Here is a 12,076-nt window from a genome sequence, read left to right as displayed (position 1 = left end):
CCGGCGCGCGGCACAGCCGGCGAGCGGAGAGCGGGTGGTCAGCGTGGGCGGTGTCGACGGCGGCGCGGTGGTGAGCGGGTCACGGCAGGGCGCGCGGACGGACGTGCTGCTCACGGCGACCACGGCCGCGGCACCCGTGCTGTGGGGCACGACCTACCTCGTGACCACGGAGCTGCTGCCGGACGGCCGGCCGCTGCTGGTCGCGGCGCTGCGTGCCCTGCCGGCGGGCCTCCTGCTGCTCGCGGTCACGCGCCGGCTGCCGTCCGGCGGGTGGTGGTGGCGGGCGGCTGTGCTCGGCGCGCTCAACATCGGCGTGTTCTTCGCGCTGCTGTTCGTGGCCGCGTACCGGCTGCCGGGCGGGGTCGCGGCGACGCTCGGCGCGGTGCAGCCGCTGCTCGTCGCGGCGCTCGGCGCGGTGGTGCTCGGGCAGCGGGTGCGGGTCGGAACGGTCGTCGCGGGGCTCGTGGGTGTCGCCGGGGTGGCGCTGCTCGTGCTGCGGGCGACCGCCCGGCTCGACGCCACCGGTGTGGTCGCAGGGCTCGCGGGCGCCGTGGCGATGGCGCTGGGTGTGGTGCTGACGGCGCGCTGGGGCCGGCCCGTGCCGCTGCTCGCGTTCACGGGCTGGCAGCTGACGGCGGGCGGCCTGCTGCTGGTCCCGCTCGCGCTGGCCGTCGAGGGACCGCCGCCGCGGCTCGACGCCGGTGCCGTGGCGGGCTTCGTCTACCTCGGGCTCGCGGGGACGGCGCTCGCGTACGCGCTCTGGTTCCGCGGCGTGGGCCGGTTGCCCGCGGCGCGCGTGTCGTTCCTGGGCCTGCTCAGCCCCGTGGTGGCGGCCGTGCTCGGGTGGGCGGCGCTCGGTCAGGCGCTGAACGGCTGGCAGGTCACCGGCGGCGTGCTGGTGCTCGGGTCCGTGCTGGTCGCGCAGCGGTCGTCCGCGTCCCGCGCCGTCGTCCGCCCGCACGCCGCGCCCGGAGCGGGGGTCACGCGTACTGTCGGCGCGTGAGGTCCCCCTGGTTCCGGCGCGTCACCGCGGGCAGCACCTGCGGCCTCCTGGCGCGCGACGTGGACTGGGAGGCGACCCCGCTGGGCCCGCCCGGGACCTGGCCGACGTCGCTGCGGGTGGCCGTCGAGATGTGCTTCGCGACCCGCTTCCCCGTGCTGGTGGCGTGGGGCCCGCAGCTCACGATGATCTACAACGACGGCTACCGCGAGATGCTCGGCTCGGACAAGCACCCGTCCGCCATGGGCTCGCCCGTGGCGGAGGTGTGGAAGGAGATCTGGGAGGACCTCGAGGAGTCCGTCGAGCGCGTCATGGTGCACGGCGAGCCGACCTGGGTGGTCGACCAGCACCTCGTCATGCACCGGTCCGGGTACGACGAGGACGCGTACTTCACCTACTCCTACTCACCGATCCGCGACGCCGCGGGCACGGTGGGCGGGCTGCTCGACATCGCGACGGAGACCACGACGCAGGTGGTCGAGGGCCGGCGCATGCGGCTGCTGGGAGACCTGTCGGTGCGCCTCGCGGCGGCGCACGGAGACCTCCCGGAGATCAGCCGGGCGGCCACCGCGCTGCTGGCGGACTCGCAGGACGTCGCGGCCGCCGAGCTGCACCTCGTGGACCCCGACGGTCACCTGACGCTGCTGGGCAGCTCCGCCCCGGGGACCCCAGGGCCCCTGCCCGAGCACGTCGTGGCGCGGGTGGCTGAGACGGACGTCGCGGAGGAGCGCGGACGCACGCTCGTGGTCCCCCTGCCGCCTCCCGCGACCGGCGCGGTCGTGCTGTCCGCGGCCGAGCGCCGGCCGTGGGACGACGGCTACCGGTCGTTCCTGCGGCTCGTCGCGTCAGCGGTCGGTGTCGCGGTGGCCGGCACGCTGCGGCACGTCCGCGAGGTCGACCAGCTCCGTGCCGTCAGCGACACCTTCCAGGCGGCGATCGTCCCCGAGGGCGTCGCGCTGCCCGGCATCGTCGCCCGCTACCGGCCCGCGGCGGGCGACCTCGCGGTCGGCGGCGACTGGTACGACGTCGTGCAGATCACCCCCGGCCGGCACGCCCTGGTCATCGGCGACTGCGTCGGGCACGGCCTCGACGCCGCCGCCCGCATGGGCCAGCTCCGCGCGGCCACCCGGTCGCTGCTGCTGCAGGACGCGACCCCGGCGACGGTGCTCGAGGGGCTCGACCGCTTCGCCCGCACGCTCCCGGGCGCCGAGTGCACGACGGTGTTCTGCGCGGTCGTCGACGAGCAGGCCGGGACGCTCACGTACTCCGCGGCCGGTCACCTGCCGCCCGTGCTGCGCCGCGCCGACGGCGAGACGCGCCTGCTCGACGGGGCCCGCGGCGCCGCCCTCGCGCTCAGCGGCCGCCGCCGGACGCAGTCCACGGAGACGCTCGCGCCCGGGGACCTCGTGATCGCGTACACCGACGGCTTGATCGAGCGGCGGGGCGAGGCGCTGCCGCACGCCATCGACCGGCTCGCCGGCGTGGTCGCCGCGCAGCCCGGGCACGCGTCGCCCGAGGACGTCGCGGACGACCTGCTGCGGTCCTTCGCGCCCCACGGCTCCGACGACGACGTGGCGCTGGTCGTCTACCGGGCGGTCTCCGCGTAGGGACGGCGCCGGGGTGCGACGATGCGTCGGTGCCCGAGCTGATCCGGTTCCAGAGCGCCGTCCCCAGCCGCAGCGGACGCCACCCCGGCGTGTTCGCGCTCGTCAACGCCCTCGGACGGCAGGGCCTCCTCACCCCGGAGGACACCGCCTGGTGGCGGGACGCCAACGCCCGGATGACCGCCGCGTACCCCGACCCGTCGACCGTCGTCCCCGGGTGCTACGACCAGCAGGCCCACCCCGGGGCCTGCGCGTGGTTCAAGGTCGGCAGCGCCGCGCCGCTCGCCGCCACCGGGGAGTACCTCGACGTGCTCGACCGGTACGGCGTCGGCTGGATCGAGCTGCACACCACGCACCCGGGGCACGTCACGTACGAGGACGACGTGCAGGTGGTCGCGGTGCCGTACACGTACGAGGCGGACTGGTGGGTGCACGACGATATGCCGGGGCTCGCGGCGGGGGCTCCTCGGGACCTCTGAGCGAGTGCTGTGCCCGAACCGTCAGAGGTCGAGGTGAGAACGCGTGTGGCGACGGCGAGCGGGTGCTAAGAGAGTTATCCGCCACGCGTCACGCGCCCGGTGGTGACTCGGCTCCGGGATTCGGCAGACCGATGCCCGTGGGGATCGGTGATGCAGTTCGGACATCGGCCACCAGAGAATCGCCCGCTCGCAGGCCTTGTGCCTCTTGATTCGACGAACTCGAGTGTGTGGCGACCAAACTGGAGCGAAGGCGGCCTCGGCCGTGTCTGTCCTGGCGGCCAGCCGTTCTCATCTCCCCACATAAGTCACGCTCACGGAGTACGACCTGCTCGGGCGCCCGACCGCGGTGGTGGCGCCCAGCGGCGCGCGCACCTCGACGACCTACGACGCCGCCGGTCAGGTCACTGCGGTCACGGCCCCGGACGGCTCGACGACCACCACGACCTACGACAGGGCCGGTCGGGTCAAGACCGTCACCGATGCTGACGGGCGCGCGATCACCAACACGTACGACGCCGCTGGACGCCAGGTCCTGCTGACCCGCGCGGACGGGTCGGCGATGGCTTGGGGGTACGACGCCGCCGGGCAGCTGACCACGGCCGCCGACGCTGACGGTCAGGTCACGACCTACGGCTACGACGCGGCGGGCAATCTGACGTCGCGCTCCACGACCCTGGGCACCACGACGTTGACCTACGACGGGGCCGGCAACCTGACCTCGCAGACCGCGCCTGACGGAACGGTGACGACCTACACCTCCGACGCCGCGGACCGGGTCACCGGGATCGACTACCCGGAGAGCACCCCGGACGTCACCTACGCCTACGACTCAGCCGGCCGGCTCACATCGACCACCGATGGGACGGGGACCTCGACGCGCGCCTACGACGCGGCCGGCCGGCTGACCAGCGAAACCCGAGCCGGGTCCCTGGTCTCCTACGAGTGGGACGCCGACGGGAACCTGGTCGCCCTGACCTACCCCGACGGGATCCGCACCACCTCGACGTACGACGCCGCCGGCCAGCTCGACGAGGTCACCGACCCGCAGGCTGGGACGTTCGACTACGACTGGGCACCCGACGGACAGGTGGCCCAGGTGACCTACCCCAATGGGGTGACCACCGCCCTCGAACACGACGGGCAGGGCCGGCTCACCGAATCGAGCACCGTCGACCAAGGCGGCGCCACGCTGCTGGACCTGGCCTACAGCTACACCGACGCCGGGCTGCTCGCCGAGCAGACGATCACCCGTGACCAGACCACGGTGGCGTCGCAGTACGGCTGGGACGCCCGCGGCGCCCTGGACGAGGTCAGCGGCAATCTCGCCGGCGACATCGCCCTGACCCCTGGTGGCCAGGTCACCGCGCTCGAGGACGGCACCACCCTCTTCTACGCCCCGACCGGCGTCCTGGCTTCCACCACTCAGGGCGCGGTCACCACGACCTACACCTACGACGCCCGTGGCAACCGCACCACCCGTACGGTCCCGACGCCTGATGTCGATGGAGCGGGCTCGATGGCGACAGCCTCGGAGCCGTCGGGCGGCGAGACTGGCCCGGTCGCACCCGCCGCGGACGGGACGACAACCGAGGCGCTGCCCACCGGCGAGCCCTCCCCGGATCCGACCAGCACCAGCGTGGTGCCGGAGACGGCGGCACCCGAGCCGACCGATGATCCGGCGGGCGAACCGGGCGCAGAGCCGACCGCAGGCGAGCCGACGTCCGAGGACCCGTCCGCAGGCGATACGGGCCTGGACGAGCCGGCGAGCCAGATAGGGGCTGATGTCTTCGGCTGGGACGCCGCGAACCGGCTCACGACGGCCACGGTGGACGGCACGGAGTACGCCTACGGCTACTTCGCCGATGGGCTGCGAGCCACCGCGGCCACCGGCGAGCAGCAGACCTCGTTCGTATGGGCGACTGCCGCCGCTGTGCCCCGGCTGCTGACCGACGACGCACACCGCTACCTCTACGGGCCCTCGAGCACCCCGATCGCCCAGATCGATGACGGTGGCACCGTGCACTACCTGCACGCCGACCTCACCGGGAACATCCGTGCCGTCACCGACGAAGGCGGAGCGGTCGTCGCTGCTTCGGACTACAGCGCATACGGCATCGAGCACGCCGTGAGGGACGCCGCGGTCTCCGAGGTCACTGCCTTCGGCTACGCAGGCGAGTACGCCGACGCGACCGGGCTGATCTACCTGCGAGCCCGTTACTACGACCCCGCCACCGCGCAGTTCCTGTCCGTCGACGCACTCATCGACCTCACCCAAGCCCCCTACGGCTATGCCAACGGCAACCCATTGCAGTTTGTAGATCCACTTGGACTGACGTGGTGGAATCCCTTGTCGTGGACCGGCGATACGTACGATGTCATTGCGATGTCCGCTTCGGCGGTTTCTCTTGCTGCCTCACTCGTGGCGTACGGATCACTCGCTACGGTCGTGGGTGCACCGGTTGCGGCGGTAGCAGCGTCTGTTGCCGGAGTTGCTGAAGGAGTCGCGGTGGTCGCCTCCGCGGGAGGAGTCATCCAGCACCTACGGGCTGGCGAGACCGCTGACGCGGTCATCAGTGCCACGGGGGTCGTTCCGGGAGTCGGCATGGTCTCGCGAGCGGTGTACGAGGCGAGATTCGCCGGACGTGCGGCTCAGTACGGTATGCGCACGGCAGGGACCGCCTGGCGGCAGGTTGCACAAGGAGTGGAGGCCGGAACGTTGTGGGGAAGCGGAATGGGGCAGTGGTTGCAGAACGTCACTGAGTGGACCGGCCTTGCCTCGGCCTGCGGAGTCCGCTAGTGGCACCGCCCGTTCGAGTGACCTCGTCGCTCGGGCGTGTTCTTGTCTTCGTGCTGACGCCCGTCTGCTCGATCGGTCCCCGAGTCGGGGGCGGACAAGCAGCCCCCCTTCTCGATCGCGCTCGCAATGAGGCGGCTAGTTGGGTGGAAGCGAGCTGGGGTGACAGTCCACAACCTTCCGTCCGGCTCGGGCAACGCCGGCTCCTGCACGCGGCCTGCATTCTTGGGTTTGTTGCTTTTTCACTCCCCGCGTTCGTGGTCTTCGGGATCGGAACGGGTTTCGACCTTGCGTGGGCGCGGGTGGTGGGTGCGTGCTTGATGGTGCCGGCATCATGCTTCCTCGGCATCGATGCAGGGATGCTCGTCCGCTCGTTCGGAACTCATCTTGATTTCTACGAGTGGGACAGGGCCGGGCGCCCGGACACGTGGACATTCAGGACGTGGTCCCAGCCGAGAACCGCAGACATGGCGTTTGCTCTGTTCGTGTCCGCCGTGCTGTCCGTTTTCTTCGTCGCCTTGATGCTCGGCTGACGGGAGATGAGGTCGATCAGGGGCAGCAGAGCCGTGGCGGGCGGAGCCGGCTCGAGGCGAGGCCAGGGGGCCCGCGAAGAGGGTCTTCCGCGGCGTCTCCTCGCAGGCTTCTATGCCGTGCCTCTGTGCGCGTTGTGGACTTTCATGGGGATCAGGTTCGCCGGAGAGACCCGTCGCGACCGGAGCAGGGAGGTGGTCCGCCGCGCCATCTCTCCCACGCCGGACATGGGCCTGCGGCACGGGGTGATCGGCGCGGTGGCGCCCCTCGGGGCGGTTGCTGGTTTCGTCGTCACGCTGGCGGGGGTCGGGCTGACGTGGGCGACGGGTGAGCCTGCCGCCGGGGTCGTCGCCCTCCGAGCGGCCACGGTCGCGGCGTCATGGTCGATCGTCGTCGGGTTCCGGCAGCTCTTCGAGGGGCGGGATCACCGTGCCTGGAAGGCCGCGGGGGAGCCTGACGCGTGGCGGCCGAGCGTCCTCTCGCAGCCGGTCGCGATCGACCTCGCCGTGTGGATCGTGCTGTCGACCGTGCTCGCCACCGTCGTGTCGGAGGTCGGGGTCACGCGCGGCCTCTGACACCGCGCGTGGTGGGTCCTGCTCCCGACGAGAGGTGCCTCCGTCCTACCCGCCCCCGCCGAGCCCCCGGACGAAGCCCCAGAACGCCGGCTTCGCCTGGAGGTCGTCGTCGAACAGCAGCGGCGCCTCGAAGGGCCGGTCCTCCGGCCAGGTGCGCAGCCACGACCGCGTGTCGTACACGCCCCACACGGTGATCGACGCGACGCCGCGGGACCGGGCGGTCGCGACCAGGGCCTCGACCTGCTCGCCCTGGCGCTCCAGGCGGTCCGACGGGGTGCTGTCGAGGTGCTCGTCGCGCCCGGAGATCGCGACGTCGAGCTCGGTGACCGCCTGCTGCACGCCGAGAGCGCCGACGGCGTCGAACGTGGCCGCGACCTGGTCGACGTCGGTGGTGAGGCTCGCGTGCATCTGGTGGCCGACGCCGTCGACGGGGACGCCCTGCGCCTGGAGGTCGGCGACCAGGCGGACGAGCGCGCGGCGCCGGCCGGGGGCGTCGGTGTCGTAGTCGTTGAGGTACAGCGCGACGTCGGGGCCGAACGCGTCGCGGGCGATGCGGAACGCCTCGGCGACGTAGTCCGGTCCGAGGATCTCGTACCACCGGCTGTGGCGCAGGCCGTCGGGCTGCTCCGGGTCGAGAGCCTCGTTGACCACGTCCCACGAGGTCACCGGGTTGTCCGCGCCGTAGCGCTCGGCCAGGTGGGCGGCGATCGCCTGCGTGTGGGTCCGCAGCCGGTCGAGCAGCAGGGCCTGGTCCTCCGGGGCGGAGGTCAGCGGCCGGCCGTCGGCGTCCTCGAAGAACCAGTCCGGCGTCGAGCGGTGCCACACGAGGGTGTGCCCGTGGACGGTGAGGCCGTGCTCGACGGCGACGTCCAGCACGGCGTCCGCGGGGCCGAAGTCGAGCTCGCCCTCCCGCGGCTGCACCACCGCGGGCTTCAGGGCGTTCTCCGGGGTGATCTGGTCGGCGTGCCGCAGCAGCAGCTCGGCGGGCCGGCCGGTGAGGTCCTGCGGGCCGACCGCCATCCCGATCGGCACGTCCGCGACGTCGCGCAGCGCCGGCACGTCCTCCTGGACCGGGGGAGCGGGCCGCTGCACGGCGACGTCGTCCAGGCGCAGGTCCGCCAGGGACGCGGTCGTCTCGGCGTAGAGCCGCCACTCGCCGTCGCCCTGAGGGACCTGCGCGGTGCCGGTGAGGTGCACCCACTCGTCCGGGCCGACGGTGCCGCGCGCGGCGTGCACGTAGACCGGCTCGGCGCCGTCGCGCTCGAGGGTGAGCTGCACCTCGGCGTCGCCGGCCGCGCCGCCCTCGCCGCCCTCGACGCCCCCGTCGGCTCCGAGCCGAACCCACGCGGACACCGTGTGCACCTGGCCGCGGGCGAGCAGCCCCGAGACGTCCACGGCCGCGCCGTGCCACGGCTCCTGGCGGCCGGTGACGAGCAGGCTGCCCGCGCCCGAGCGGGTCGGGTCGTCCGCGGTCGAGACCTGCACACCGTCGCCGAGCGCCTCCCAGCCGTCGTCGCCCTCGTCGAACCCGCTGCTCAGGACGGTGGTCAGCGCGTCGGCCGGCGGTGCGGAGGCTGCCGGCACGGAGGACGGCGCCTCAGTGGGCGCGGGGTCGGCCGCGGGCTCGTCACGCTGGGTCAGCACGATCGCGAGGACCAGGACGAGAGCGAGGACGACGGCGCCGGTGCCGAGCAGCAGGGCGGGACGTCGCACGCGGTCGTCCTCCGGGTCGGGGTTCGGGAGGTGCCACGGTAGGCACGCCCCGGGCAGTGCCGCCAGCGGCCGCCGGATGTCGCTGCCCCGCGCGGGCAACGGGCGTCACGACCGTCGCAGCCCGGCCACCGCCTGCCGGGGCCGGTGCGTACGCTGGCCGGGTGCGGTCGGGGGGCGCGGCGCAGGGCGGACCGGGGCGGCGGGGGAGGACCACGGCCGTCGCGGTCGCCGGTGTGCTCGCGACGGTGCTGGCGGCGTCGGCGTGCGGTCCGCCGGAGGGCGCCCGCGACGCGGTGTCCGCCGCGCCGGGACCACCCGTCGCGGGGGACGCGGCGGCACCATCCGCGACGTCCGGCCCCGCGACGGCCCACACCGCCACGCCGGACGCCACGGTCGCAGACGCGCGGGACGCGACGCCGCCGCCCGTCACCGCTCCCGAGGTCCCGTGGGCCGACGTCGGCGCCGTCGAGCCGGACGCCCTCGCCGCCGGCTTCGCGGGCACGGTCTCGCCGATCACCCCCGACCTGGCCGAGCGGATGTCGGCGTCGTGGCGCGACGGCTGTCCGGTTCCGCTGGCGGACCTGCGCTACGTCACGGTCACGCACCGGACGTTCGACGGCGGGGCCGCGACGGGGGAGCTGGTGGTGCACGCCGACGTCGCCGACTCCGTCGTCGCGGTGTTCGGCGAGCTGTTCGCGCTCGGGTACCCGGTGCGGTCGATGCGGCTGGTGGACGACTTCGGCGGCAGCGACGACGCCTCGATGGCGGCGGACAACACGTCGGCGTTCAACTGCCGGCCGATCAGCCGCGGCACCGGCTGGTCGGAGCACGCCTACGGCCGGGCGATCGACCTCAACCCGGTGGAGAACCCGTACGTGCGCGGTGCGCTGGTGCTGCCGCCGGAGGGCGAGCCGTTCGCGTCCCGCCCGGACGTCCCGGGTGTCGTGCACGCCGGTGACGCGGTGGTGCGGGCGTTCGCCGCGCACGGCTGGCAGTGGGGCGGGGACTGGGTCTCGCCGGCGGACTACCAGCACTTCTCGACCACCGGTCGCTGACGTGCCACCAGGGACTCTCGCCCCTGGTGCGCGCCCCGCTCCGGAGAGACGCTGGAGGCACGCATCGGCAGCGGGAGGTGCCAGGTGGAGGACAGGATCGTCGTCGGGTACGACACGTCCGGCGAGTCCGCCGCGGCGGTCCGGTGGGCCGCGTCCGAGGCGGCACGGCGCGGGTGGACGCTCGACGTGGTGCACGTCTGGGGCTTCGCCGGCCAGGAGGGCGGCGGGGCGGGCGACTCGTGGCTGGGTCGGCAGGTGCTGGCGCAGGTCCAGGAGGTCGCCGACGAGGGCGTGGCCCTCGCGCGGGATGCCGCGCCCGGGCTGGACGCGCGGGGGACGGTGCTGCACGGCCCGCCGGCCGCGGTGCTCGTGGAGCGCGCGACCGGTGCCCGGGCGGTGGTCCTCGGCCGCCACGGAGCGGGGCGGTCGGCCGGTGCCCTCATCGGGTCGGTCACGTCCGGCGTGCTGCACCACGCGGTGTGCGCGGTGGTCGTGGTGCCGGACGGGGTGCGCGCCGGCATCGGGGGCGAGCCCGTGGTCGTCGGGTTCGACGCGTCGCCGGGCGGGTTCGGGGCGCTCGAGGCGGCGTGCGACGCGGCGCGGGTGCACGGCGCCGAGGTGGTGGTGCTGACGGCGTGGACGCCGACGTCGGAGACCACGGCGATGTCCTACTGGGCGCTGGCCTACCCGCGGCAGTCTCCGGGCGAGGTCGCCCTGGCGGAGGCGGAGCGGGTGCTCGACCGGGCGCGGTCGTGGGCGTCGTCCCGGCACGACGTCACGGTGACGTGCGACCTGGCGGAGGGCCGCGCGGCGGACGTGCTGGTGCGCCGGTCGCGGCACGCGGCCCTGGTGGTCGTGGGGACGCGCGGGCGTGGCGGGTTCACGAGCCTTGTGCTGGGCTCGACGAGCCGCTCGGTGGTGCACCGCGCGCACTGCCCGGTGCTCGTGACCCGCGGGGTGCGGGCCGTGGAGGAGGCGGCTGCGGCGCACGCGGGGGCCATCGGCGGCGCCGGGGGCTGAGCGTCGTCAGGACCGCGGCGGGGCGGTGCTCGCGCGCACGACCAGGCGGGTGGGCACCACCACGCGGCTGTCCTCCAGCGGCGTGCGCTCACGGATCTGCCGCAGCAGCAGCTCCATGAGCCGCTCGCCGATGAGGTGGAAGTCCTGCTGCACGGTGGTCAGCGGCGGCCACAGGTACTCGGCGAGCGGGATGTCGTCGAACCCGACCACGGAGACGTCGTCCGGCACCCGGCGGCCGCTCTCGGCGAGCGCGCGCAGCACGCCCGCGGCCATCTCGTCGTTCGCGCAGAACACGGCGGTGGCGTCCGGGTCGGCCGCGAGCCGCCGGCCCGCCTCGTAGCCGGAGCGCGCCGACCAGTCGCCGCGCAGCGGCTCGGGGACAGGGCGGCCCGTGCCGACGAGGTGCTCGCGCCACGCGGCCACGCGCACCTCGGCCGGCGCGGAGTCGTCAGGCCCTGCCACGTGGTGCACGGTGCGGTGGCCCAGATCCAGCAGGTGCTGCACGGCCAGGTGGGTGCCGGTCACCTGGTCGGCGCCGACCGCGGGGTGGTGCCCGACGAACCGGGAGTCGGACACGACGACGGGCAGCCGCGGCGGCAGGGCCAGCGTGACGGGCGTGGCGGTCTCGGCCCGGATGATGACGAGGCCGTCGATGGACTGGTGCGACAGGCGCGCCACCGCGTCCGTGACGTCGTCCGAGCCCGGGGTGCGGATGTCGACCAGGCTCACGGTGTAGCCCTCGGCGCGGGCGGCCTCGACGACCGCCTCGACCGTGCGGGACTCGCCGGTACGGGCGAGGCGGTGCGCGATCAGGCCGATCGTGCCGAACGAGCCGTAGCGCAGGGCGCGCGCCGCGTGGTTCGGGGAGTAGCCGAGCTCGTCCATCGCGGCGAGCACCCGGTCGCGCGTCGCGGGGCGGACGTTGTCGGCGCCCGTGGACACCCGCGACACCGTCTGGGACGAGACCCCGGCGAGCTGCGCGACGTCGGCGATGGACGGTCCGGGGCGTGCGCGCGCGGCGAGCGGCGCGTCGGCGGTCTCGGACGTCATGGCGCTGATCATAGGCCGTGGTGACGTCACCATCTGCGGCACCGCGCCCGCGACCGGCGGCGCACGACGTCGCCGCCCCGGGGACGCCGTCGGAGCGCCGACGCGCGCTCTCCGCCTGCACCTGTCCGCGGGACGACGCGGATGGTGACGTCACCATCTTGTGACCTGCCAGCGGGCGCCGACGCGTTGACACGCGGTCGTCCGCCGTGGCAGCGTGACGTCCGCCCCGCCGATGTTGACGTCAACATCCGACGA

At 74.1% G+C, this 12,076-nt stretch carries 10 protein-coding genes; 8 read left to right on the top strand and 2 right to left on the bottom strand.

What is annotated here, in order from left to right; all coding sequences use genetic code 11:
• The first annotated feature begins 34 nt into the window (after positions 1–34).
• The 6 genes from K5O09_RS12450 (at position 35) to K5O09_RS12425 (ending at position 6,983) form a co-directional block, all read left to right on the top strand.
• On the top strand, positions 35–1,003 hold the full coding sequence (locus K5O09_RS12450; protein ID WP_370635445.1) for an EamA family transporter: 969 nt from the start codon (positions 35–37) through the stop codon (positions 1,001–1,003).
• Positions 1,000–2,607: a SpoIIE family protein phosphatase gene (locus K5O09_RS12445; RefSeq protein WP_222169836.1), complete on the top strand. Its 1,608-nt coding sequence runs from the start codon at positions 1,000–1,002 to the stop codon at positions 2,605–2,607. Before K5O09_RS12450 ends, K5O09_RS12445 begins: the two co-directional genes overlap by 4 nt.
• Positions 2,608–2,636: 29 nt before the next feature.
• Positions 2,637–3,083 carry a hypothetical protein gene (locus tag K5O09_RS12440; protein ID WP_222169835.1) on the top strand — a complete coding sequence of 149 codons (447 nt, stop codon included), beginning with the start codon at positions 2,637–2,639 and terminating at the stop codon, positions 3,081–3,083.
• A gap of 325 nt (positions 3,084–3,408) precedes the next feature.
• Complete coding sequence (locus tag K5O09_RS12435) at positions 3,409–5,880, top strand: RHS repeat-associated core domain-containing protein (protein WP_255596369.1); 2,472 nt, start codon at positions 3,409–3,411, stop codon at positions 5,878–5,880.
• Positions 5,881–6,023: 143 nt separating this feature from the next.
• Positions 6,024–6,410, top strand: coding sequence for a hypothetical protein (locus tag K5O09_RS12430; protein WP_222169833.1), 387 nt, complete (start codon positions 6,024–6,026; stop codon positions 6,408–6,410).
• 225 nt (positions 6,411–6,635) lie between these two features.
• Positions 6,636–6,983 (top strand): hypothetical protein, encoded by a 348-nt coding sequence (locus K5O09_RS12425; protein ID WP_222169832.1) that lies wholly within the window; start codon positions 6,636–6,638, stop codon positions 6,981–6,983.
• Between the two features lie 45 nt (positions 6,984–7,028).
• On the opposite strand, the gene K5O09_RS12420 is transcribed toward K5O09_RS12425, so the two are convergent.
• Entirely contained in the window at positions 7,029–8,696 is a 1,668-nt protein-coding gene (locus K5O09_RS12420; RefSeq protein WP_222169831.1) for an endo-1,4-beta-xylanase, read from the bottom strand.
• A 161-nt stretch (positions 8,697–8,857) separates the two neighbouring features.
• Here K5O09_RS12420 and K5O09_RS12415 point away from each other — a divergent pair, with 161 nt between their 5' ends.
• Both K5O09_RS12415 and K5O09_RS12410 read left to right on the top strand, forming a co-directional pair.
• Positions 8,858–9,751, top strand: a complete 894-nt coding sequence (locus tag K5O09_RS12415) for a M15 family metallopeptidase (protein ID WP_255595382.1) — start codon at positions 8,858–8,860, stop codon at positions 9,749–9,751.
• Positions 9,752–9,835: 84 nt separating this feature from the next.
• Positions 9,836–10,771: a universal stress protein gene (locus tag K5O09_RS12410; protein WP_222169830.1), complete on the top strand. Its 936-nt coding sequence runs from the start codon at positions 9,836–9,838 to the stop codon at positions 10,769–10,771.
• A gap of 6 nt (positions 10,772–10,777) precedes the next feature.
• Here K5O09_RS12410 and K5O09_RS12405 read toward each other — a convergent pair whose 3' ends face one another.
• Positions 10,778–11,821 carry a LacI family DNA-binding transcriptional regulator gene (locus K5O09_RS12405; RefSeq protein ID WP_222169829.1) on the bottom strand — a complete coding sequence of 348 codons (1,044 nt, stop codon included), beginning with the start codon at positions 11,819–11,821 and terminating at the stop codon, positions 10,778–10,780.
• Positions 11,822–12,076 lie beyond the last annotated feature (255 nt).

It is taken from the genome of Cellulomonas sp. C5510 (assembly GCF_019797765.1).
Taxonomy (GTDB): Bacteria; Actinomycetota; Actinomycetes; order Actinomycetales; family Cellulomonadaceae; genus Cellulomonas.
Note: the sequence above shows the minus strand (reverse complement) of the source record. Positions and strands in the feature narration are given on the sequence as shown.

Coding starts and splice junctions, on each gene's coding strand:
- K5O09_RS12425 (WP_222169832.1), top strand. CDS start 6,636: ATGGGCCTGCGGCACGGGGTGATCGGCGCGGTGGCGCCCCTCGGGGCG.
- K5O09_RS12405 (WP_222169829.1), bottom strand. CDS start 11,821: ATGACGTCCGAGACCGCCGACGCGCCGCTCGCCGCGCGCGCACGCCCC.